The 23,473-nt window shown below is 66.1% G+C and carries 19 protein-coding genes; 17 read left to right on the top strand and 2 right to left on the bottom strand.

Annotated elements, in window-relative coordinates:
* The coding region (locus tag HOP12_11355) for a TonB-dependent receptor (GenBank protein NOT34752.1) at positions 1-911 on the bottom strand (911 nt) is incomplete at its 3' end.
* 244 nt (positions 912-1,155) lie between these two features.
* On the opposite strand from HOP12_11355, the gene HOP12_11350 reads away from it, so the two are divergent.
* The 17 genes from HOP12_11350 (at position 1,156) to HOP12_11270 (ending at position 22,734) form a co-directional block, all read left to right on the top strand.
* A complete protein-coding gene (locus tag HOP12_11350) occupies positions 1,156-1,791 on the top strand; it encodes an ankyrin repeat domain-containing protein (protein NOT34751.1) in 636 nt (211 codons plus the stop codon).
* Between the two features lie 207 nt (positions 1,792-1,998).
* Positions 1,999-2,751, top strand: a complete 753-nt coding sequence (locus HOP12_11345) for an electron transfer flavoprotein subunit beta/FixA family protein (GenBank protein NOT34750.1) — start codon at positions 1,999-2,001, stop codon at positions 2,749-2,751.
* A gap of 2 nt (positions 2,752-2,753) precedes the next feature.
* Positions 2,754-3,731, top strand: a complete 978-nt coding sequence (locus tag HOP12_11340) for an electron transfer flavoprotein subunit alpha/FixB family protein (protein ID NOT34749.1) — start codon at positions 2,754-2,756, stop codon at positions 3,729-3,731.
* A 46-nt stretch (positions 3,732-3,777) separates the two neighbouring features.
* Positions 3,778-4,131 (top strand): NAD(P)H-quinone oxidoreductase subunit 3, encoded by a 354-nt coding sequence (gene ndhC / locus HOP12_11335; protein ID NOT34748.1) that lies wholly within the window; start codon positions 3,778-3,780, stop codon positions 4,129-4,131.
* A 20-nt stretch (positions 4,132-4,151) separates the two neighbouring features.
* Entirely contained in the window at positions 4,152-4,760 is a 609-nt protein-coding gene (locus HOP12_11330) for an NADH-quinone oxidoreductase subunit B (GenBank protein ID NOT34747.1), read from the top strand.
* A 40-nt stretch (positions 4,761-4,800) separates the two neighbouring features.
* On the top strand, positions 4,801-5,358 hold the full coding sequence (locus HOP12_11325; protein ID NOT34746.1) for an NADH-quinone oxidoreductase subunit C: 558 nt from the start codon (positions 4,801-4,803) through the stop codon (positions 5,356-5,358).
* Positions 5,348-6,529 carry an NADH dehydrogenase (quinone) subunit D gene (gene nuoD / locus HOP12_11320; GenBank protein NOT34745.1) on the top strand — a complete coding sequence of 394 codons (1,182 nt, stop codon included), beginning with the start codon at positions 5,348-5,350 and terminating at the stop codon, positions 6,527-6,529. The genes HOP12_11325 and nuoD overlap by 11 nt, the downstream gene beginning before the upstream one ends.
* Positions 6,530-6,543: 14 nt before the next feature.
* A complete protein-coding gene (gene nuoE, locus HOP12_11315; protein NOT34744.1) occupies positions 6,544-7,035 on the top strand; it encodes an NADH-quinone oxidoreductase subunit NuoE in 492 nt (163 codons plus the stop codon).
* 14 nt (positions 7,036-7,049) lie between these two features.
* Positions 7,050-8,348, top strand: a complete 1,299-nt coding sequence (nuoF, locus tag HOP12_11310; GenBank protein NOT34743.1) for an NADH-quinone oxidoreductase subunit NuoF — start codon at positions 7,050-7,052, stop codon at positions 8,346-8,348.
* Positions 8,345-11,029, top strand: coding sequence for an NADH-quinone oxidoreductase subunit NuoG (nuoG, locus tag HOP12_11305; GenBank protein NOT34742.1), 2,685 nt, complete (start codon positions 8,345-8,347; stop codon positions 11,027-11,029). The genes nuoF and nuoG overlap by 4 nt, the downstream gene beginning before the upstream one ends.
* Positions 11,030-11,035: 6 nt before the next feature.
* Complete coding sequence (nuoH, locus tag HOP12_11300; GenBank protein ID NOT34741.1) at positions 11,036-12,046, top strand: NADH-quinone oxidoreductase subunit NuoH; 1,011 nt, start codon at positions 11,036-11,038, stop codon at positions 12,044-12,046.
* Entirely contained in the window at positions 12,043-12,570 is a 528-nt protein-coding gene (locus HOP12_11295) for an NADH-quinone oxidoreductase subunit J (protein ID NOT34740.1), read from the top strand. Before nuoH ends, HOP12_11295 begins: the two co-directional genes overlap by 4 nt.
* The gene (gene nuoK / locus HOP12_11290; GenBank protein NOT34739.1) at positions 12,567-12,884 is read left to right on the top strand and encodes an NADH-quinone oxidoreductase subunit NuoK; all 318 of its coding nucleotides are present in this window, start codon (positions 12,567-12,569) and stop codon (positions 12,882-12,884) included. Before HOP12_11295 ends, nuoK begins: the two co-directional genes overlap by 4 nt.
* 50 nt (positions 12,885-12,934) lie before the next feature.
* The gene (gene nuoL, locus HOP12_11285) at positions 12,935-14,932 is read left to right on the top strand and encodes an NADH-quinone oxidoreductase subunit L (protein ID NOT34738.1); all 1,998 of its coding nucleotides are present in this window, start codon (positions 12,935-12,937) and stop codon (positions 14,930-14,932) included.
* Between the two features lies 1 nt (position 14,933).
* Complete coding sequence (locus HOP12_11280) at positions 14,934-16,493, top strand: NADH-quinone oxidoreductase subunit M (protein NOT34737.1); 1,560 nt, start codon at positions 14,934-14,936, stop codon at positions 16,491-16,493.
* Positions 16,493-17,959, top strand: a complete 1,467-nt coding sequence (locus HOP12_11275; GenBank protein NOT34736.1) for an NADH-quinone oxidoreductase subunit N — start codon at positions 16,493-16,495, stop codon at positions 17,957-17,959. Before HOP12_11280 ends, HOP12_11275 begins: the two co-directional genes overlap by 1 nt.
* 149 nt (positions 17,960-18,108) lie before the next feature.
* Positions 18,109-22,734: a hypothetical protein gene (locus HOP12_11270; protein ID NOT34735.1), complete on the top strand. Its 4,626-nt coding sequence runs from the start codon at positions 18,109-18,111 to the stop codon at positions 22,732-22,734.
* Positions 22,735-22,771: 37 nt separating this feature from the next.
* Here HOP12_11270 and HOP12_11265 read toward each other — a convergent pair whose 3' ends face one another.
* Positions 22,772-23,371 (bottom strand): hypothetical protein, encoded by a 600-nt coding sequence (locus HOP12_11265; protein NOT34734.1) that lies wholly within the window; start codon positions 23,369-23,371, stop codon positions 22,772-22,774.
* Positions 23,372-23,473 lie beyond the last annotated feature (102 nt).

Raw genomic sequence — 23,473 nt, 5'->3', positions numbered from 1 at the left:
CCGAACATCATCATGCGCGGTCCGCCCGCCCCACCGCCCGCGCCGCTGCCGCTCAGCGCACCGAACAGATCCTGCGGCGAGAAGTTGCGCTGGTTGATGTTGTTCGACATGCCGAGCACCGTGAAGCGCGTCGCGCCGCGAATCACCGTCGAGTTGCCGCCGACCTGGTAGCGATCGTTGTCGCCGTAGCCCGCGTAGGCCTTGCCGAAGTTGAGCTTCAGATTGCGCATGATGAAGTTCATGGTCTTCTGCGAGCCGCCGTCGTCGAAGCCGCTGAACTCCGCCTGATCGCTCATGCGGTCGTAGACCTGGATGCGATCGATCTCGTCGGCGGGCAGATTCTTCATGGCCGCGGTCGGGTCGCTGCCCATGAACGGCTTACCGTTGACCAGCACCTGCTGCACCTGCTCGCCCTGCGCCCGCACCTGTCCGTTCTCCATGGTGACACCCGGAAGCTTCTGCACCAGATCTTCGGCAGTGGCGTCTTTGTGCACCTTGACCGCGCTCGCGCGGAACTCGGTGGTGTCGGCCTTCTGGATCGCGGGTGCGGGAGAGTCGGTCACCGAAATGCCGGGCAGGTTCACGGCGTCGGGGGTCATCGCCAGCACCCCCGCTTCCTGCTTGTTGCGCGTCACGCGCATCACCATTCGCATCGTCTCGTAGCCCAGTCGCGTGGCCTCGAGGCGGTAGCTGTGCACGCCGAGGCCCGTCACCTCGAACGAGCCGTCGTCTTTCGCAGTCGCGCGATGAACCTGAGAGGTGTCGGCCATGCTCGTGAGCTTGATTTGAACGCCGCCGATCGCGGCCTGCGTCGTCGGGTCCACGAACTTGCCGCGCAGGCTCGTCGCCTGGGCGTGAGCGGCCACGGGAAGCAGGAGCAAAAGCAGCACGAGCGTGGAAACGAGGCGCATCGGTCGGTCCTTGAGTGGGGGCGGTCGGAATCAGGCGGCACGACTGTAGCGCTTCGCCACTCCATCCGACGACTCAACCCGCCGCAGGGTTGGGCCGGCCGACCTGGCGGCAGGCGCGTCCCCGCGCAATCGCGGGGGACAGGCTCTCCGCGTTGACGGCCCCCGAACGCCGGGTGTTTCCTTCAGCCGTCGCAGCGAGGCGCGGGTTCCGGGAGGTGGGATGGAGAGTGACCCGAGACGACTCATGTTCAGCAGAATCGCGGCCGGCCATACCGACCTGGTTTTCGATTGGGTCCGGGCCGGCCATCCGGTCGCGTCGCGCGACTCAGGTGGCGTTTCGGTGCTCGAGTGGTGCGCGTACCACGGCGATGTGAGCGCGATTCGGCTGCTGCTCGCGAATGGCGAGTCACTCGAAACCCTCGGTGCGAACTTCGACCTGAATGGTGCGTCCTTCCACGGGCACTGGAGGCTCTGCCGCTTCCTGCTCGAGCACGGCGCCGACGCGAACGCCGCGCTGACCGACACCGGCGAGACGCCGCTGCACTCGGCGCTCTGCAAGCTCGCCCGCCCGGGTGACGAGCAGGTCGTCGAGGTCCTGCTCGAACACGGCGCCGACCCGAATCGCGCAACGAATCCCGCGATTCCGACCGGGAGCTTCATGCGGGATTGCAGGACTCGAGCAGAGACTCCTCTCCATCGGGCGGCCGCATTCGGATCCGAAGCCACGCTGAAGCGATTGCTGGCGGCGGGGGCGAATCGAGACGCAAAAGACATGAACGGCGACTCCCCCCTCACGTGGGCGAGCTGGCATCTACGCCCGGCCCCGATCCTGCGCCTGCTGTGCTTCGGTGAATTCACGATTCACCCCGACCATGCGTGAGCGAGTCGGGCTCTCGAATCCCGGCGCCGATCGCGCCTCTTGACACCCCCTCCACACTTCCGCAATCCTGCCTCGGCCTGCCTCAGAACTCCTTGTCGGGCAGGCACTACCAGCCATGTGAAATGATCCGCAAGCAGGCGCCGAGGCCCGATGCGGGCCCCGCTCGCCGCCGCTCCATAGCCGCTCTATAGAAGAGAGGCCTCCCCGGTGCTTCAAGTGGTGTGCATCAAGCAGGTCGCGGACACCGAAACGCGCGTCAAGACGGGCGCCGACGGCAAGACGCTCGACCCGAACGGCGTCACCTGGATCATGAATCCCTACGACGAGTTCGCGCTCGAGCAGGCGTTGCGTGTGAAGGAAGCGGCCGGCGCGGGCGAAGTGGTGGCGCTCTCGATGGGCGGCGCCGGCGTTCAGACCACGCTGCGCAACGCACTCGCGATCGGTGCCGACCGTGCGATCCATCTCAGACTCGACGGCCCGCAGCCTGACTCGCTGCAGGTGGCACGCGCACTCGCGGCCGAGATCGCGCCTCTCAACGCCTCGATCGTGTGGCTCGGCAAGCAGGCGGTGGACGACGATCAGGCGCAGGTCGGTCCGATGCTCGCCGAGCTGATCGGCGCGCCGTGCGTCACCGTCGTCGCCAAATTCGAACTCGCGGGCGAGAAGGCGATGGTCGAGCGCGAGATCGAAGGCGGCCGCGAAGTCGTCGAGGTCACGCTTCCGGCGGTGTTCACCGCCGACAAGGGCCTGAACGAACCGCGCTATGCCTCGCTCAAGGGCATCATGGCGGCGAAGAAAAAGCCGCTCGAAGAAAAGCCGGCGGTTCCCGGCGATCCGAATCTCGAGATCCTCTCGATGCAGCTTCCCCCGCCGCGCGCGGCGGGCCGCATCGTGGGCAGCGGTGTCGAGGCGGTGCCGGAACTGGTTCGCATCCTGCGCGAAGAAGCGAAGGTGATCTAGCCATGAGCATTCTCGTCTTCGTCGAACAGCGCGACGGCAAGCTCCGCAGCGTCACGCATGAAGCGCTGTCCGAGGCCGCGCGTCTGGCGCCGGCGCTCGGCTCGCCGGTCGTCGGTATCTGCGCGGCTGCCGCGGATCCGGGCCTCGCCTCGCTCGGCGCCTACGGCGCGAACGAAGTGCGGCTCGCCGCGAACGCGGCCTTCGCGCGCCACGACGCCGCGGGCTACACCGCCGCGGTGGTCGCGGCCGCTCAGGAGCTCAAGCCCGCGGCGATTCTGTTTCCCGCTTCGGCGATCGGGCGCGATCTGGCACCGCGCGTCGCGGCCCGGCTCGGTGTCGGGCTCGCGGCAGACTGCACGGCGCTCGCGGCCGTCGGTGGAAAGCTGCACGCGACCCGCCCGGTCTATGCCGGCAAGGCCACGCAGACGATCGGATTCCTCAAGAGCCCGGCGATGGCGTCGCTGCGCCCCAAGGTGTTCGCCGCGATGTCGCCGACCGGCGCGACGGCGACGGTCGTGAGCCAGAACTTCAGCTACGATGCCGCCGCTTCCCGTGCCCGGGTCACCGGGCTCACGGCGGGCGAGGGTGGCAAGCTCGATCTGACCGAAGCCGAGGTGATCGTCTCGGGCGGACGCGGGCTCAAGGGCCCGGAACACTTCAATCTGATCGAAGACCTCGCGGCTGCGCTCGGCGGGACGGTCGGTGCATCGCGCGCGGTCGTCGACGCGGGCTGGCGGCCACATGGCGATCAGGTCGGGCAGACCGGCAAAACCGTGAGTCCCAAGCTCTACGTGGCGATCGGCATCTCGGGCGCGATTCAGCATCTGGCCGGCATGTCGTCGTCGCGTTGCATCGTCGCGATCAACAAAGATGGCGAAGCGCCGATCTTCAAAGTCGCGGATTTCGGGATCGTTGGCGACGCCTTCGAGGTGGTGCCGGCCCTGACGGCGGCGGTCAAGAAGCTCAACGCGCACGGGTAGCCTCGGCACGCGAGGCGCCCGACTCACGCGGGGGGATCACAGCACGATGCGCGAGTACATGCCGATCCTGATGTTCCTGATCGTCGCGATCCTGTTCGGTGCGGGGACGCTGCTCGCGAGCGCTCTGATCGTGCCGACGCGGCGCAACGCGATCAAGAACTCCACCTATGAGTGCGGCGTGCTGCCGGTGGGTTCCGCGCGCGAGCGCTTCTCGATCAAGTTCTACATGGTCGCGGTGCTGTTCATCCTGTTCGACATCGAAGCGGTGTTCCTGTACCCATGGGCGGTGGCGTTCAATCAGCTCGGCCTCTACGGGCTGATCGAGGGCCTGATGTTCATCGGCATTCTGCTGGTGGGCTACCTGTACGTGATCCGCAAGAAGGCACTGGACTGGGAGTAGGCCGTGAGGGAGTCGCCCCGATGACCGACGAAAAGGCGAACAATCCTTTCCGCGTGCTGGGTCAGGCGCCGGCTGCGCCGTTGGTCCACCGCGCGCTCGAGTCCGACGCAGCGACCGCCGAGGATCTCGAGAAGGGGCTCCTGTTCACGACCGTCGAGAACATGCTCGGCTGGGCCATGAACCAGGCCCGCGCGAACGCGATCTGGCCGCTCGGCTTCGGGCTCGCCTGCTGCGCGATCGAGATGATGGCGATCGTGGGCCCGCGCTTCGACGTCTCGCGCTTCGGCGCCGAGGTGTTCCGCGCATCGCCGCGGCAGGCGGATCTCATGATCGTGGCCGGCCGCGTGAGCATCAAGATGGCGCCGGTGCTTCGCCAGCTCTACGACCAGATGCCGGATCCCAAGTGGGTGATCTCGATGGGCGCCTGCGCCTCGTGCGGTGGCGTGTTCAACAACTACGCCATCCTGCAGGGCGTCGACAAGATCGTTCCGGTCGACGTCTACGTGCCGGGTTGCCCGCCGCGTCCCGAGGCGCTGATCCACGGCATGATGAAGCTGCAGGAAAAGATCCTCGCCTCGAAGCCCGAGATCGGGCCGTTCCCGCGCAAAAAGAAGAGAGTCGTCGCCTGATCATGCTGCCGCGCGCCATGGAGGTGCACGAATCGTGTCGCTGACCGTCGAACGCGTCGAGGCGCGGCTGCGCGAACGCTTTCCGACTGTTTCGATTCGCCGCCAGCAGGGCGAGGCGGTGCGGGACGTCACGCTGTTCGTGCCCGCCGACTCGATCGTCGATCTCTGCATGTTCCTGCGCGACGACCTCGAGCTGGACTTCGCGATGCTGTCGTGGGTCGGCGGAGTGGATCGACTGCCGGACACTCCGCGCTTCGAGGTGGTCTATCACCTGCTCTCGTTGTCGAACAATCTGCGATTGGTGCTGAAGGTCCAGCTCACCGAGGAGAACCCGCGAGTCGCCACCGTCAGCGGTGTGTGGCCGACCGCGAACTGGCACGAGCGCGAGGCCTACGACTTCTACGGCATCCATTTCACGGGACATCCGGACCTCACGCGCATCCTGCTTCCCGAAGAGTGGGTGGGCTGGCCGCTGCGCAAGGACTCGCCGCTCGGCTACCAGGAAGTCGCGTTCACGCACAACACGCCGAATCGCACCGTGCCGGATCCCGATCTCAAGAAACTCGCACCCAAAAAGGTCCGATTCCGTGCGCAATGAAACGATGACCCTGAACATGGGTCCTCAGCACCCCTCGACTCACGGGGTGCTGCGCGTGGTGCTGGAACTCGACGGCGAGACGGTGCTCAAGGCCAAGCCGATCATCGGCTACCTGCACACCGGCATGGAGAAGCAGGCCGAGTACAAGACCTACACGCAGTCGATTCCGCAGACCGACCGCATGGACTACCTGGCGCCGATGAGCAACAACCTGGCGCTGTGTCTGGCGGCCGAGAAGCTGCTCGGGATCGAGGCGCCGGAGCGTGCTCAGGCGATCCGCGTGCTGCTGGTGGAACTGACGCGCATCAGCGCCCACTGCGTGTGGCTCGGCACCCACGCGCTCGATATTGGCGCGATGACGGTGTTCTTCTACTGCTTCCGCGAGCGCGAGAAGGTGCTGTCGATCTACGACCACGTCGCGGGTGCTCGCATGACTTCGTCGTACATCCGGGTCGGTGGGCTGGCGATGGACATTCCGGCAGGGCTGCTGGATCGCTGCGAGAAGTTCGTCGACGAGATGCCGGCGCATGCCGACGAGTACGAGAACCTGCTGAGCAAGAATCCGATCTGGCTCGCCCGGCTCAAGGACGTGGCGCACTTGAGCGCGAAGGATGCGATCGCGTTCGGCGCCACCGGCCCGACGCTGCGGGGTTCGGGCGTGAACTGGGACCTTCGAAAGGCCCAGCCCTACTGCAACTACCAGCAATACGATTTCGAGGTTCCGGTCGGCAAGGCCGGCGATGCCTACGATCGCTATGCCGTTCGCGTGCGGGAGATCCGCGAGTCGGCAAAGATCGCCAAGCAGGCGATCCAGAAGATCCGCGCACTGGGCGAAAAGGGCGACTACCGCCTGCGCGACTACAAGTACGTGCTGCCTCCGAAGGAAGAGGTGAAGACCTCCATGGAGGCGCTGATTCATCACTTCAAGATCGTCTCGCACGGATTCTTCCCGCCGGTCGGCGAGGCGTATGCAGCGGTCGAGGCGCCCAAGGGCGAACTCGGTTTCTACTTCGTCTCGGACGGCACGCCGCGTCCATGGCGCATGAAGGTCCGCTCGCCCTCGTTCGTGAACCTGCAGACCCTGCCGACCATGGTCGAAGGCAGGCTGGTCGCCGACGTGATCACCGCGATCGGCAGCCTCGACATCGTGCTCGGGGAGATCGACCGATGAGCCACGCGCCCCTGATGCCGACCGAGGCGCCGGCGGTGCTCGAGTGGCCGCCCGCGCGCAAGGTCCAGGTCGACGCCGCACTCGCGCGCTACCCGAACAAGCGCTCGGCGGTGCTGCCGGTGCTGTGGGAAGCGCAGCGGGAGTGGGGCTGGATCTCGCCCGGCGCGATGCGGCTGGTGGCGCGGACCGTCGACCTGCCGGAGTCCGAGGTGTTCGGCATCGCGACCTTTTACACCATGTTCAATCTCAAGCCGGTGGGTCGCCATCACCTTCAGGTGTGCATGACGTTGTCGTGCTCGCTGATGGGCGCCGATCGTCTGTTCAAGCATCTCGAACGCAAGCTCGGCATCGGGCACGGTGAAACCACGGCGGACGGACGCTACACGCTGCGTCGCGTGGAGTGTCTGGCCGCGTGCGGCATGGCGCCGTGCATGCAGGTGAATCTCGACTATCACGAGAACCTGAACGAGGCGTCGGTGGACACGCTGCTGGAGAAGCTCAAGTGAGGCGCGGCCCGCTGCTGTTCGCGAACATCGACACTCCGGGGCTCCATCGCCTCGAGACCTATCGCGGCCAGGGCGGCTACGCGGCGCTCGCCGAAGTGGTGGGGAAGAAGCCGGCCGACGAATGCATCGAGATCGTGAAGGCGTCCGGCCTGCGCGGTCGCGGCGGCGCAGGATTTCCGACCGGGCTCAAGTGGAGCTTCGTGCCGAAGAACTCGCCCAAACCCAAGTACATCGTGTGCAACGCCGATGAATCCGAGCCGGGTACGTTCAAGGATCGCGAGCTGATGGAGAAGAATCCGCACCTGCTGATCGAGGGCATGATCCTCACCGGCTACGCGATCGGCTCGAACGTCGGCTACATCTACCTGCGCGGCGAGTTCGAATACATCCAGCGCATCCTCGACGCCGCGATCGCCGAAGCGCGCGGTGCGGGACTGCTCGGTGCCAGCGTCGCGGGCTCGGGCTATGCATTCGAGCTCCACACGCACCTCGGTGCCGGCGCCTACATCTGCGGCGAGGAAACCGCGCTGCTGTCGTCTCTCGAGGGCTATCGGGGCCAGCCGCGGCTCAAGCCGCCGTTCCCGGCGGTCGAGGGTCTCTACGCCTGCCCGACGGTTGTGAACAACACCGAGACGCTCATGAACGTGCCGCACATCCTCAAGCACGGCGGTCAGTGGTATCGGCAATGGGGCACCGAGAAGAGCGCCGGCACCAAGATCTTCAGCGTCTCGGGGCCGGTGAAGAAGCCCGGGAACTACGAAGTGCCGCTCGGTCTCAGCATGAAGTCGCTGATCAACGACCTGTGTGGCGGGATGCGAGACGGCCTCGAGCTCAAGGCCATCATCCCCGGCGGATCCTCGGTTCCATTGCTGCCGGCCAGCGACCTCGACACCCCGCTCGATTACGAAGCGATGAACGCCAAGGGAACGTTTCTGGGCTCGGGCGGCGTGATCGTGATCGACCAGGGCACCTGCCTGGTGGATGCGCTCTGGAACATCATCCGATTCTACGAACACGAGTCGTGCGGCAAGTGCACCCCGTGTCGCGAGGGCACCTACTGGATGGCCGAGGTGCTCGAACGCATGGAACACGGCGGAGCGCGTGACACCGACATCGATCTGCTCGCGGACGTCGCGGACAACATCCTCGGCAAGAGCTTCTGCGCGCTCGGTGACGCGGCCGCGATGCCGGTCCAGGGAGCGCTCAAGCACTTCAGGGCCGAGTTCGAGTACCACGTGAAGCACAAGCAGTGCATGGTCAACCGGCGCCGCGAGGAACTGAAGAGCATGAAGGGTGTGGGGGTGGGAGCGTGAGCGACCGGATCCAGGTCACGATCAACGGCCGTGCGATCGAGGTGCCCAAGGGCACGCTCGTGACCGACGCGGCGCGAATGGCCGAAGTGCACGTACCGATCTTCTGCTCGCACGCCAAGCTGCCGCCGCTCGGAGCGTGCCGCATCTGCGTGGTCGAGATCGGAACGCCGAAGCTCGGTCCCGATCGCAAGCCGGTCCTGTCGGCCGATGGCACGCCTGAAATCGCGTGGATGCCCAAGGTGCAAACCGGCTGCACCACGCCGGTCACCGACGGCATGCACGTGCGCTCCGAGTCGGACATCGCCGTCAAGGCACGCAAGGGCGTGATGGAGTTCCTGCTCGTCAATCATCCGCTCGATTGCCCGGTGTGTGACGAAGGCGGTGAGTGCCAGCTGCAGGACCTCGCGTTCGCATTCGGTCACGACAGCTCGCGCATGGCCGAGGCCAAGCGCGTGTTCGACAGCGAGGATCTCGGGCCGATCGTCAAAAAAGAGGCGAATCGCTGCATCGTGTGCATGCGCTGCGTGCGCTACTGCGACGAAGTGATGGGCGACGATGCACTGACCGCTCACCAGCGTGGCGTGCACACCGAGATCTCGTCATTCAATCGCCAGCCGCTCGAGTGCGAGCAGTGCGGCAACTGCATCGAGGTGTGTCCGGTCGGTGCGCTGACCGCACTTCCCTACCGCTTCAAGGCGCGTCCGTGGGATCTGCGCCAGCACATCACGGTGTGTCCGTGGTGCTCCAACGGATGTTCCGTGCGGCTCGGCGTGCGCGGCAACGAAATCCTGCGCGCGCGCGGCACCGAGTACCGCGGTGTGAATCAGGAATACCTGTGCGTGCGGGGTCGCTTCGGTTACGAGTTCGTCGACTCGGGCGATCGGCTGTCGTCACCGCTGCTGCGAGTCGGTTCGCAGGCGGGGCCGGTGTCGTGGGACGAAGCGATCACGTGGGTCTCCGCGCGACTGCGCGAGATCGCCGCCATCCACGGACCCGATGCGATCGCATTCCTCGGCGGCGAGCGTCTGAACGTCGAAGAGCAGTACCTGTTCCAGAAGCTCGCCCGCGCGGTGCTGGGCTCGAATCACATCGATGCGCGCACCCGCTACCCGGCGCGCGTTCCGGGCGACGCGATCTTGCGTGCCACCGGCGGTGGCCGCCGCTCGCTCACCTTCGCGGAGCTCTATCAGAGCGACGTGGCGCTGACGCTCGGCGACGACCTGCAGGGTGAGGGACCGTTCGCGCACTCGCAGATGATCCGTGGCCAGCATCAGAGCGGCCTGCACCTGATGGTCGCGCATCCGCGTCGGGTGAAGCTGGCGCGAGAGAAGTTCAAGGGGACGTGGCTCGGCTACACGCCAGGCAGCGAGGTGGCGTTCGTCAACGCGCTCACTGCCGCGGCACTCGAACTCGGCGACCCGGCAAATGCACCTGCGGACGTCGCTCAGCAGCTCGGCGCACTCAAGGGCGGGCTCGCGGCCTACGCGGCCGAGAAGGTCGAGGCGCAGGTCGGCGTTCCCGCCGCGACGCTTCGCGCGGCGGCGAAGCGACTGCGCGATGCGCCGCGCAAGAGCGTGCTGTTCGGGCGTGCGTTCACCGAGCACCCCGAGGCCGTTGCGTTGCTGCAGGCGGTCGAGAACCTGAGCTGGGCGGTCGGTGCGATCACGAACGAGCGTTCGTTCGTGATGTTCATCGGGCCGCATTCGAACTCGCAGGGTGCTCTCGACATGGGACTGACGCACGACCAGCTGCCCGGCTACGTTCCGGTCGGCGACGCCGCGGCGCGCGCCGGATACGAAAAGGCGTGGGGCGCGACGCTGAACGCGCGGCCCGGTCGCACCGCCGAGGGCATCATCGCGGATGCCGCGGCCGGCAAGATCAAGGCGTTGTGGATCGCGAGCGATGAGCTGCTCGCCTCGGCGCCGAATCGCGAGCTGGTCGGCAAGGCGCTCGAAGCGGTCGATCTGGTGATCGTGAACGAGATGTTCCTGTCCGAAACCGCGAAGCTCGCAAACGTGGTGTTCCCGGTCGCCTCCTTCGCCGAGAAGGAAGGCGTGATGGTCAACTGCGAGCGCCGCCTGCAGAAGAGCGTACGCGCGCTGCCGCCGCGCAAGGGCTCACGACCCGACTGGGAAATCTTTCAGTCGGTCGCACAGGGGCTCGGAGCGAACTGGACCTATCGCACCTCGGAAGACATCTTCCGCGAGATCGCGCGGCTGGTCCCCGGCTATGGCGGCATGATGTACGCGATGATGCTGCCGCTCGGGCCCACCTGGTCGTTCGAAGCCGCAAGCACGCATGCGACCCGGCTCGCGCCGGTCGAGGACGGCAAGCCGGCCAACGGCGAGGGCCTGTGGCTGCTGTCGGGCGGCGTGCTGTTCCTGGAAGGGAGCATGGGCAACCGCACCACGCTGCTGCCGCGACTCGCGAAGCAACCGCGCGCCGCACTCCATCCGGACGATGCCGCGCAGCTCGGCGTGAAGGACGGCGATGCGCTCGAGCTGACCGGCCCCGCGGGCGCGATCACCGTGCCGGCGAAGGTCGATGCCGACGTGCCGAAGGGCAGCGTATTCGTTCCCTATGCCTATCGCGGCGTCGAGCTGAATCGGCTCGGCGTGCCGAGCGGCGCGGGGTTGCGCGTTCGTGTGAAGCGCGCGGTCCATTCAGCGGTGGGAGCGTAGCGTTCGATGGAAGCCCTCCTCGCCCTCTGGAATCACCCCGACTTCCAGTTCACGTTCTGGACGTTCGTCAAAGTCATGGTGATCCTGAACGGCATGCTCGGCATCGTGTCCTATCTGATCTACGCCGAGCGCAAGATCGCGGGCCACATGCAGGCGCGCGTCGGACCCAATCGCGTCGGGCCGCTCGGCCTGTTCCAGCCATTCGCGGATGTCGGCAAGCTGTTCTTCAAGGAAGAGTTCATGCCCGACGGCGCGAACAAGGTGATCTTCACGATCGCGCCGATCCTCGCGGTGATTCCGGCGATCGTCACGTTCGCCGTGGTGCCGTTCGGGCCCACCGATCCGTTCATCGTGACGGACGTGAACGTGGGGCTGCTGGTGTTCCTCGCCATGTCGAGCCTCGGCGTCTACTCGATCACGCTCGGCGGCTGGTCCTCGAACAACAAGTACGCTCTGCTGGGCGGGCTGCGGTCGGCCGCGCAGATGATCTCGTACGAGCTGGCGATGGGACTGTCCACGATGGGCGTCCTCCTGATGACCGGCTCGCTCTCGCTGGTCACGATCGTCAAGGCGCAGGACCCGTTCTGGTTCGTGCTCTTCCAGCCGATCCCGTTCTGCATCTTCATGATCTGTGCACTCGCCGAGACCAACCGCGCCCCGTTCGATCTGCCGGAGGCCGAAGCGGAACTCGTCGCCGGATTCCATACCGAGTTTTCGAGCATGAAATTCGGGCTGTTCTTCCTCGGCGAGTTCGCGAACGTCATGGCGATTTCGTCGATCGCGGTGGTGCTGTTCCTGGGCGGTTGGAACGGGCCGTGGCTGCCCGACTCGCTCAAGTTCCTGTGGTTCTTCGCCAAGCTCGGAGTGCTGCTGTTCTTCTTCATCTGGGTGAGGTGGACGTTTCCGCGCCTGCGCTACGACCAGCTCATGGCGCTCGGCTGGAAGGTGCTGCTCCCGATCTCGATCCTGCATCTGGTGGGCACGGCGCTGGTGGTGTTCTGGCGGAACAACTCATGATCCCGATCCTGTTCCTGGCATTCGCGCTCCTGCTCACCGGCTGCAGCCTGATGGTGATTCTCAACAAGAATCCCATCACGAGTGCGCTGTGGCTGGTGCTCGGCTTCGTTTCGCTGGCGGCGCTCTACCTGCTGCTCCACGCCGAGTTCGTGGCGATGGTGCAGGTGCTGGTCTACGCCGGCGCGATCATGGTGCTGTTCCTGTTCGTGATCATGTACCTGAATCTGAAGCGCGACGAGGAAGACGGGCTCACGCATGCGCTGCGCCGCTGGACCGGCTGGATCGTGGGCGGGCTGCTGCTGGTCGAGGGGCTGGTGCTGGCGCGCTCGCACTGGGCGCCGGGTCCCGCGAGCCTCGAACCCGCCAATGGAGTGTGGGGCAACACCGCTGCGATCGGGCGCGTGCTCTACTCGCGCTACCTGTTCCCGTTCGAGATCACTTCCATTCTCCTGCTGGTGGCGATGGTGGGCGCGATCCTGATCGCGCGTGGAGCCGCTCCGCGCGGCGATGGAGCGGGCGAATGAACCTGCCGGCGGCCGTACCGATGTCCTGGTACCTCATCCTCAGCGCGGTGGTGTTCACGATCGGCATCATCGGCGTGCTGGTGAGGCGCAATGCGCTCGTCATCTTCATGTCGATCGAGCTGATGCTGAACGCCGCGAACCTCGCGTTCGTCACGTTCTCGCACTATCTGAATTCGCTCGACGGACAGATCTTCGTGTTCTTCGTCATGACGGTCGCCGCCGCCGAGGTAGCGATCGGACTCGCGATCATCGTCAACGTCTACCGGTTGAAAGAGACCGTGTACGTCGACGAGATCAACCTGCTCAAGGGATAGGGCGCCGCGCGCATGCCGATGCACTTCACGATTTCGCCGCCGAGGGCACGATGAGCCTGCCGCTGCTCTGGATCATTCCGGCGCTGCCGCTGGCCGCGGTGCTGCTGAGCCTGTTGATCGGTGACCGCCTCGGCAAGCGCGGCACCACGCTGCTCGCCTGCGGCGCCGTCGGAGCAGCGTTCGCCTTCGCCGTGCGCGCGGTGCTTCAGCTCGCGGCGCTGCCTCCGGCCGAGCGGGTGCTGAACGAACTGGCTTACACCTGGATGCGGGTCGGCGACTTCCACGTCGACGTCGCGTTCATGCTGGATCCGCTCTCGAGCGTGATGGTGCTGGTGGTGACCGGCGTCGGCTTCCTGATCCACGTCTACGCGACCGGCTACATGGCGCACGACCATTCGTTCCGCCGCTTCTTCATGTATCTGAACCTGTTCATGTTCGCGATGCTCACGCTGGTGCTCGCCGACAACTTCCTGCTGATGTTCGTGGGCTGGGAGGGAGTCGGGCTGTGCTCGTACCTGCTGATCGGCTTCTGGTACGACCGCCCGGCCGCCGCACAGGCCGGCAAGAAGGCCTTCATCGTCAATCGCATCGGCGATTTCGGCGTGATCCTCGGCATGTTGTTCGTGTTCACGCACACTGGCAGCCTGCAGTACGAGCAGGTGTTCAAGGCGGCGCCGCTGGTGTTCGCACTCGGCTCGACGATCATCACCACCGCGACGCTGCTGCTGTTCCTCGGCGCCACCGGCAAGAGTGCGCAGTTGCCGCTCTACACCTGGCTGCCCGACGCGATGGAAGGCCCGACGCCGGTCTCGGCGCTCATTCACGCCGCCACCATGGTGACCGCCGGCGTCTACCTGGTCGCTCGCAGCCACGTGTTGTTCGAGCTGGCGCCGGCAACGCTCGAAGTGGTGGCGGTGATCGGCGCGGCCACCGCGCTCTTCGCGGCGACCATCGGCCTGGTGCAGAACGACATCAAGCGAGTGCTCGCGTATTCGACCGTGAGCCAGCTCGGTTACATGTTCTTCGCCTGCGGCGTCGGCGCATTCGGCGCCGGCATCTTCCACGTCATGACGCACGCGTTCTTCAAGGCGCTGCTGTTCATGGGCGCGGGCTCGGTGATCCACGCGCTCCACAACGAGCAGGACCTTCGCAAGATGGGCGGGCTCGCCTCGAAGCTGCCGTGGACTCACGGCGTGATGCTGGTCGCCACCATCGCGATCGCGGGCATCCCGCCGTTCGCGGGCTTCTTCAGCAAGGACGAGATCCTCCATCACGCGTTCGCCTCGGGGCACTATGGCGTGTGGCTCGCGGGCCTCGTGGGCGCGGCGCTCACCGCGTTCTACATGTTCCGGCTCTACATCCTCACGTTCCGCGGCAAGTCGCGGCTCTCGCACGAGGCCGAGCATCACCTGCACGAGTCGCCGCCTTCGATGATCGCACCGCTGGTGGTGCTCGCGGCGCTCTCGGTGGTCGGCGGCTGGATCGGGCTTCCCATGCAGCAGGGCGGCCACGCACTCGAACGGTGGCTCGCACCCTCGCTCGAGACGCACGCGTCCGCGGCACATGACATGGCGGGAATGACCCATGGCGCCGCCGGGGCTTCGCACGACATGGCAGGCATGGCGCACTCCGCCGCGGGGGCCACCCATCACGAGGTCAGTCGCGGAACCGAGTGGCTCCTGATCGTGCTGTCGGTCGGGGTGGCGCTGTTCGGCATCGCACTGGCGTTTCGCATGTACCTGCAGTCGCCGGGACTCGGAACCACGGTGCGCCAGCGGCTCGGCGGCATCCACCGCATGCTGCTCGAGAAGTACTGGGTGGACGAGCTCTACGACGCCACGGTGGTGCGCCCCACGATGGCGATCTCGAACCTGTTCTGGAAGCTCGTCGATTCGAAGCTGGTGGACGGCCTCGTCAATGGCGTCGCGTTCACGGTCGAGAGCACCTCGGCGGTCCTGCGGCTGTTCCAGACCGGATTCGTCGGCACTTACGCGCTATTCACCGCACTCGGTGTGGCGGCGCTCATCCTGCATTTCCTGAGGGGCTGACGTGCACGGAACCTGGCTGAGCTGGATCGTGTTCCTGCCGCTGATCGGCGCCGCGGCCGTGATGCTGCTGCCCCAGCGCTTCACACGCCTCGTGGCGACGCTGTTCGCGGCCGCCGAGGTGGCGATCGCGCTGCCGCTGTGGTGGCGCATGGACTCGAGCAACGGCGCCTGGCAGTTCGCGGAACTGCGCGACTGGATTCCGTCGTGGGGCGCCTCGTACAGCCTGGCGGTCGACGGCATCTCCTCGCTGCTGGTGCTGATGACCGTGGTGGTGACGCTGATCGCGGTGGTCGGCGCATTCAATTCGGTCGACAAGCGCGCCCGCGAGTTCTTCGCCCTGATCCTGGCGCTCGAGACCGGCATGCTCGGCACCTTCCTCGCGACCGACCTGCTGCTGTTCTACGTGTTCTGGGAAGCGATGCTGATCCCGATGTACCTGTTGATCGGAGTGTGGGGCGGACAGCGCCGCATCTACGCGGCCCTTAAGTTCTTCCTCTACACCATGGTCGGCAGCGTGCTGATGCTGGTCGCGATCCTGTGGCTCTACTTCCACCATCGCTCCGAGGCAGGCTTCGCGACGTTCGCGCTCGACGCGTACTACGGCCTGCCGCTCGCGGCCGCCGCGCAGACCTGGTTGTTCCTCGCCTTCGCACTCGCGTTCGCGATCAAGGTGCCGATGTTCCCGTTCCACACCTGGTTGCCCGACGCGCACGTCGAGGCGCCGACGGCCGGCTCGGTGATCCTGGCGGCGGTGCTCCTCAAGATGGGTACCTACGGCTTCCTGCGGTTTGCGATGCCGATCTTCCCGGTCGCGTCCGCCGAGTTCACGCCGTGGATCGTCGCGCTCGCGATCATCGGGATTCTCTACGGTGCGCTGGTTGCCATGGTGCAGCCGGATCTCAAGAAGCTGGTGGCGTATTCGTCGGTGAGCCACCTCGGCTTCTGCATGCTCGGGCTCTATGCGCTCAATACCCAGGGCATCACCGGCGCGATGCTGCAGATGCTCAACCACGGCGTCTCGACCGGCGCGCTGTTCCTGCTGGTCGGCATGATCTACGAACGCCGTCACACGCGGCTCATCGCCGACTTCGGGGGGCTCTGGAAGCCGATCCCGGTCTTCGCGGTGATCTTCCTGATCGTGATGCTTTCGTCGATCGGCCTGCCCGGCACGAACGGGTTCATCGGCGAGTTCCTGGTGCTGCTCGGCGCCTTCCGGGTGAATCCGTGGTGGGCCGCCGCTGCCGCCGTCGGCGTGATTCTGTCCGCCTGCTACATGCTGTGGATGTTCCAGCGCGTGGTGTTCGGGCCGGTGACGCACCCCGAGAACGAGAAGCTCACCGACCTCTCGATGCGCGAGCGGCTGGTGTTCGCGCCGCTGCTGGTGCTGATCTTCTGGATGGGTGTCGCGCCTCAGCCGTTCATCGACCGCATGCAGGCTTCGATCGGTCGCACACTCCAGATCGTCAACGTTCGGACCCGCACCAGCCACGCGATGAACGACGCGCCGATCCTCGTGGCGCCCGCCGCGATCGCGCCAACGGCTTCGGGAGGGACGCGCTGATGAACTCGGTGGTGCCGCAGCCGCATTTCCTGGCGGTCGACTGGTGGGCGCTGGGGCCGGTGATCGCGCTGTCGGTCGGCGCCATGCTGATCCTGATGCTCGAATTCCTGCCGAAGAGTCGCGGCAATCGGGGCCCGATCGTGGCGCTGCTCACGCTCGCCGCCGCCGCCTACAGCGTCTGGAAGGTGCGCGACGTCCGCCGTGCCCTGTTCGAGGGCATGTACGTGCACGACGGCTTCACGGTGTTCTTCGTGCTCCTGTTCTGCGCCATCACGGCGATCTCCGTGCTGCTGTCGTGGGACTACGTGAAACGCACCCGCATTCCGCAACCCGAGTACTACGCACTGATGCTGTCGTCGACGCTCGGCATGATCATCATGGCGGCGTCGAACGACCTGATCACGTTCTTCGTCGGGCTCGAGCTGATGTCGCTCGCGCTCTATGTGCTGGTCGGCTTCCGGCGCTCGCGGCTCGAGTCCAGCGAGGCGGCGCTCAAGTACTTCCTGCTCGGTGCGTTCGCCTCGGGCTTCCTGCTGTACGGAATCGCGCTGCTCTACGGGGCGACCGGCACCACGAACCTGACCGCGATGAGTGCGTTCCTGTCCGACACGCCGCTGCTCAAGAATCCGCTCTTGATCGTGGGGAGCGTGTTGCTGCTGACGGGCTTCGCGTTCAAGATCGCCGCGGTCCCGTTTCACATGTGGACTCCCGATGCCTACGAGGGCGCGCCCACCACGGTCACCGGCTACATGTCGGTGGGGGCGAAGGCCGCCGCGTTCGCCGGGCTGTTGCGAGTCGTGATCAACGGACTCGACGGACTGCAGGCCGACTGGAAGCCGATCCTCATCGCGCTCGCGATCCTCACCATGACGGTCGGCAACGTCACCGCGCTGTTGCAGAACAACGTGAAGCGCATGCTCGCCTACTCGAGCATCGCGCACGCCGGTTACATCCTGGTCGCCGTGGTGGTCGGGGGCGCGAGCGGTGGGGCGGCGGCGCTGTTCTACCTCGCCGTCTATGCACTCATGAACCTGGGCGCGTTCGGACTGCTCGGCATCCTCGGCCGCGATCGCGACGAGCGGGTGCTGATCGCCGACCTGCGCGGCCTCGGGTTCCGCCAGCCGCTGATCGGCATCGCGTTCGCGATCTTCATGCTGTCGCTCGGCGGCATTCCGCCGACCGCCGGCTTCATGGCGAAGATCTTCATCTTCGGGGTCGCGATCGATGCGGGCTACATGCCGCTCGTGATCGTCAGCGTGCTGAACAGCGTGGTGTCCATCTTCTACTACCTGCGCGTGACCGTGGCGCTCTACATGCAGGAGCCACAGGGCGAGGCGACGCCGATCTCGTGGAGCGTGCCGTCGATGGCGGGCGTGCTGGTCGCGCTCGGCCTGACGATCTGGTGGGGACTCCAGGGCAACGCGCTGCTGGAGCAGGCGCGACGCTCGATGCTGGGGTTGATGTAATCCCCTCCGCAGGCCGTCGGAGTGCGGTGAGAGTGCCCGGGGACGCCGGTTTGACCTCGACCTGACACCGGCGACTCCGCTAACATTCTCCCCGCTCAGATCCCCCTGAGCGTCGTGCCGTTCCCCACGGCCACACGCGGAGGCACTCCGTGAATTCCTCATCCCGCCGACTGCCGTGGATGCGGGCAATGCTCGCGTTCTCGCTCTTGAGCGCTGTCTCTCCCGTCACCGCCTTCTCCCAGGAACAGGACCCACCCGGCTGCCCGCACCATCCCGATCCGATCAACGTGAACTGGTCGGGCAAGCTCGGACAGCAGTCGAGTCTGCGCGCGAAGTCGGCGCGACTCGCCGCTGCCTCCGATACGACGTGGATCGGTCATGTCACCGGAGCGACCGGGTATCCCGGAGTAGCGGGAGGCGCGGGGCCGTTTCACGTTGGACGCGGCGGGAATCGGCAAACCGGAGTCACGAATCAGGGTGGCGCAAACAACAACGGCTACTGGGGCTGGGATGACCTGAATCCCGGCGAGACCGACGCGCACCAGGGGTGGTGGGTGATCGCGCGGCCGCACCAGAACACTTCGACCGCGGTGCGCAACGACTGGTGGCGGCCCTTCTTCGGCTTCGACTACGGCAACGGCGGCAACAAGGCGGCGAACGGATCCAAGCCGACCTTCGGAGTCACGGGCTACTGGCATCGCGACGGCGGCGCGCTGAGGACACCGGTCGCGCACTCCGACCCGCGCAATGGTTCGGCGCCCAGCATCGGGCCGACCTGGACGCCGATCGGTGGCAGTGCGTCCGCGTGGTGCGGGCTGCGTGCGCACGGCGACTTCGCCTATACCGATCCGATCACGGGCGGCGTCTACAACTCGAGCATCGTGCAGTACTACGGCGACAACCACGGGCTTCAGACGTCCGCATCGTCCGCCGGCTTCACCGACATGAATTTTCCGGGCTACGGCGGGCAGTGGGATCAGATGCTGTATCGGGACGTGGTGCTGGCGGACGGTGCGTCGCTGACGGTGGATTTCGACTACAGCGTGAACCTGCGCCCCGGGCACTTCACCGACAATCTGACGCGGGTCGGCTGGTTCAACCTGGACCCGCGGCTCGACGTGGCGGGTGCGGGGCCAGCCTCGGCGCATGCGCCGGATGGCAATTTCATCTCCAGCTCCGCGTTCAACGGCCTGCCGGCGAATCAGGACAAGGCACCCGAGGACTCGTTCATGGTGTACGTGGGCGTGCCCGTGAATGAAGCCGCCGTGAGGTACTCCGATGGCAGCGTGAGCGCGATCGGCGATCCGTTGCGGCGCTGGTTCAGCGAGGTGCTGCGCATCGATGGATGGACGTCCGGCGGGGCGGGCGTCGGCAATATTTGGCCGAGCACGATGGTTCAGCTGGTGTCGCGTGGGCCGGCGGCCGGCGATCAGAGCGGGCACTTCAACGTGACGCTGCCGAACGCGAAGGTGCAGCCGCTACTCGACGCTCAGGCCGGCGCCGGCGGCACGGTGCGGCTGGTGTTTCGCGTGAAGACGAACCGTGCGTTCGACGATGAGGACTTCGGGGAAAACGGCGTCTCCTCCGGCACCCGAGGCGCCGCGATCGTTGACAACGTGGTCATGAACGGCTGGGCGGCCGCCAACGGCGACTTCGAGGCGGCGAATGCGGTGGACAACGCCGCGGCGCCGACGGTCGCATGGCACTCGACCGGACGACCGGTCGAGGACTGGTGGGAGCTGCGCGACCTCAATACGTTGACCTACGACGACCCGTGCGGCGTGATCGGCGGAGCCAACCGCAACTGCAACATGTACGGAAACGTCTTCAGCGTGATGACCGGGGTCTATGCGAGCAACACCATGGATCGGGAAAAGGTGTTGATGTCGCCGACGCTCAATCTGTGCTCGACCGGTCCGGGCGTGTTCAACGAGATTGGAATCGACCAGACGATTGCGCAGTCGAGCGTGGACATCGCCGCCTTCCTGGATCTCTACACGAATCTGATGCAGTTCGGGCAGACCTCGAACGGAATGAAAATCGTGTGGCAATCGTTTCCGGGCACGCAGCCCAATGGAGCGAAGTCGTGGTCCGTGGTTCAGACGACGATCTGCTTCTCGGCCTACGACGGGTTTCTTGGTTGCTACTCCGGAGTCGAGTTCCCCGGCCTGATGCCGTTCGGCGCCTCCGCGCTCAACGATGGCCTCATTCAGACGAGCAATCAGAGCGGGTTTCCGGATTCGCTTCGCGTCGGCATCGAGAATCTTTCGTTGTGCTTCCGCAGACCCGCGGCGAATGCCACGAACTGCAACGCGGCCGGCATTCCCAGCCTGCAGGGCTGCTACGTCGACAATGTGGCGGTCGCCTTCATCAACGCCTCACCGCCTCCCGGGCTGTCGAACTCGATCTGGGACGTCTGGCAGGACGCCTTCCCGACGAACTCGGCGCTGTCGGTCGGCACGGACGCGTTTCGTCGTGGGACCGCGCAGGTGCGGACCGGTTACAACTCGGCTCCCTTCACGGGGAACCTCCTGCACAACAACATCCCGGGAGACACGATGCTCGTGATCGCGAACGGCGCGGCGTTGCGCGTCGATCTCGCGTTCCGCGTGAAGCCGGGCGCCGGCAATTACCAGACCATTGGCGATCCGACCAGCGGCATCCGCCGTTCACCCGCGAACGTCACGACCGCGACGCCGGGTGATGGCAGCTTCTGGGGCTCGTACATGGCGGATCGTGGTCTCTATGGCTCCGGCTATGTGGTCGGCGTCTCGACCGCGGTTCCCAACCCGATGACCGACCGGTTCCCCGGTGGTGGTCTGGACTGGAATCCGAACCAGTGGCTGAGCGCGCGACTCGACACGACCGAGCGCAACCTGTTCGCGTGCGAAGGCTCTGCCGGCAATCTCGAGCAGGTGAACGTGGGGCAGTTCTCATCGTGCTATCACGAAGCGGATATCACGGGCGTGGGCGCTCCTCGTCGGTCGCTCGGCGTGGTGAAGAACCGCTGCGTCCTGATCGACACGTCGAATGGTTCCGCACAGGACCAGACCAACATCGACTGCGGCACCGGCACTACGCCGGCGCATCCGTCGGGTCGGACCTGGACCCAGATGTGGACCGCCACGAACGGCTTCGCGTACAACAACGTCGCGCAGATGCCGGGCGGCTACGTCGACAACTCGTGCCCGACGGGTGGGTGTGCGAATGGCTTCACGGCGGAGTTCACCAAGATCATCCCCGACGATCAGCTGACGCCGGGAGCGCATGTGGAGTGGTTCTTCCGTCGCTCGATCGCGAGTGACTTCTCGGACTTCGAGACGCTGCCGGATACCAGCTTCATCTTCCCGAACGCGAACGGCTCCGACCACGACGGTGAGCGCTGGTATTCGATGAACGTCCTTCCCGATGAGTGGAAGAACCCGGCGTTCAACGACTTCGGCATCGTGAGCGTTTCGTCTGCGTGCATGCTGTTCGTGGACCAGGGCGATCGCCGCGGCGACCACCTGCTGTTCGACAACATGGCGCAGGTGATCGGTCTCACGAAGACGAACAAGTTCGGCGCCGGCAAGGGTTACTTCATCGGCTCGACTGCGGACTTCCCGGCCGACCTCGCGGAGCTGGCGACGGTGGGTGGAACGCAGGTTTCGGCGCATCTGGGACAGGAAGGCTCGCTGTACGACGTGTACAACGTGCGTGCCGGCGAAACCGACGTTCCGGCTGGCCGTCTCGGTAGCCGCGACGCGGCAGCGTGCATCGGTCTGGCGACGGGCAAGTGCGCGGCGGCGGGTCCGACCAAGACGTGGCTGCGTACGCTGTACCAGCACCTGTTCGTTTCGTGCGCTGACCTCAAGAACCAGGTGTGGGGTCCGCTCAACGATCAGACCGACGGCGACATCCCGATGTTCCAGGACTTCATTTCGAATCCGTCCGGTACGCCGGCGCCCCGCACGTTCATCGTGACCGGTCTCGACATCGTTTCCGGCAACAACACGGCGCCATCCGGCCACCCGTCGTTCTTCCCGACCTACTTCGATGCGAGTCTCACGAACGACAGCTACCGCGACTTCGCGGCCAGCTCGGATGACACGCCGGACCTCGTTCCTCAGGCGCCGATCGGCGGCAGTGGTGCGGTCTACGGCGTGTTCAGCTCCTGCTTCACGCTGAATGACGTGCTCAATCGTGTCGGCGGGATCCCTGGCTCGACCGTGGCTGCGTACTACGAGGATCCGAATCCGGCCGACGCTGTCACGTACCCGGGCGGCGTCTACGCGCCCGAAAACATCGCCGGCGGTCGCTTTGCTCGCACGCTGGTGCTTGGCTTCACGCACGGCGCGTTCGGTGGGCTCGGCAGTCGCTACACGCTGACGCGCGGTGGCTACCATGAGTTCTGGTTCAACGCGCTGACCGGGATGGCCGGCACGGTGTGCGGTCAGACGCTCGCGGCCCCGGTGGGAGTGGGGGACGGGAACGGGTCCGGCCGGCCGTTCGTGAGCTTCCTGAATCTGCGCTCCGAGAATCCGTCACGTTCGGGCATCGCCTTGATCGAATTCGGACTCGCCTCGAAGGAACGCGCGGAGGTCGAGGTGTTCGATGTCGCGGGCCGACTCGTGAAGCGTCTGGCGGATCGCGTATTCGAGGCCGGAGTCCCGCACCGACTCACGTGGGACGGCCGCGACGACCAGGGCTATGCCGTGGCGCGCGGGATGTACTTCTATCGGTTGCGCACCCCGTCCTTCACGAGCGACAAGAAGCTGACCGTACTGAGGGACTGAGCCACGGGGCGGACGGCACCGAGCGTGGCGCCGCTCGTCACATCCCCCAGCGCAACACCATGAACTCGGCGCTTTCGCCCTGGGCGAGAGCGCCGAGCGATTCGTGGATCACCACCAATCCGTCGGCGCGCGACTGGGGCGCCAGGTGCCCCGAGATCTGGGCGCCGGCCGGATGCGCCCACGCGACCCCGTCGCGCCACTCGAGTGCGGCGCGCACGTAGTCGCGCCGACCGGCGCGCGATTCGATGGATTGAGCGGCGCGCACGAGCAGATGGGGGCGATCGAGCGTGCCGAAGCCCTGCATGGCACGCAGCGCCGGGCGTACGAGAACCTCGAACACGCAGGCGACCGAGGCAGGATTGCCGGGGAGGCCGAAGAACAGTCGTCCGTTCGGCGCGCCGAAGGCCTGCGGCTTGCCGGGCTTCATCGCCACGCTCCAGCGCGCCACGCCGCCGAGCGCGGCGAGGCTCTGCTTGACGGGGTCGAAGTCGCCTTCCGAAACTCCGCCGATCGAGAGGACGATGTCGGCTGAGGCGAGGAGCCGCTGCAACGCCGCGGAGACTTCGGTGGCATCGTCTCCGGCGTGTTCGGCGGCGACGACCTCCGCACCCGCTTCGGCGGCGAGTGAGGCGAGCATGGGCAGGTTGGTGTCGCGGATCGCACCGGCCGCAGCGGCTCTCCGAGCGCCAGCAGTTCATCGCCGGTCGAGAGGATCGCCACGCGCGGGCGTGCACCCACA

Source organism: Candidatus Eisenbacteria bacterium, assembly GCA_013140805.1.
In the GTDB taxonomy this organism is placed as follows: domain Bacteria; phylum Eisenbacteria; class RBG-16-71-46; order RBG-16-71-46; family RBG-16-71-46; genus JABFRW01.
Note: the sequence above shows the minus strand (reverse complement) of the source record. Positions and strands in the feature narration are given on the sequence as shown.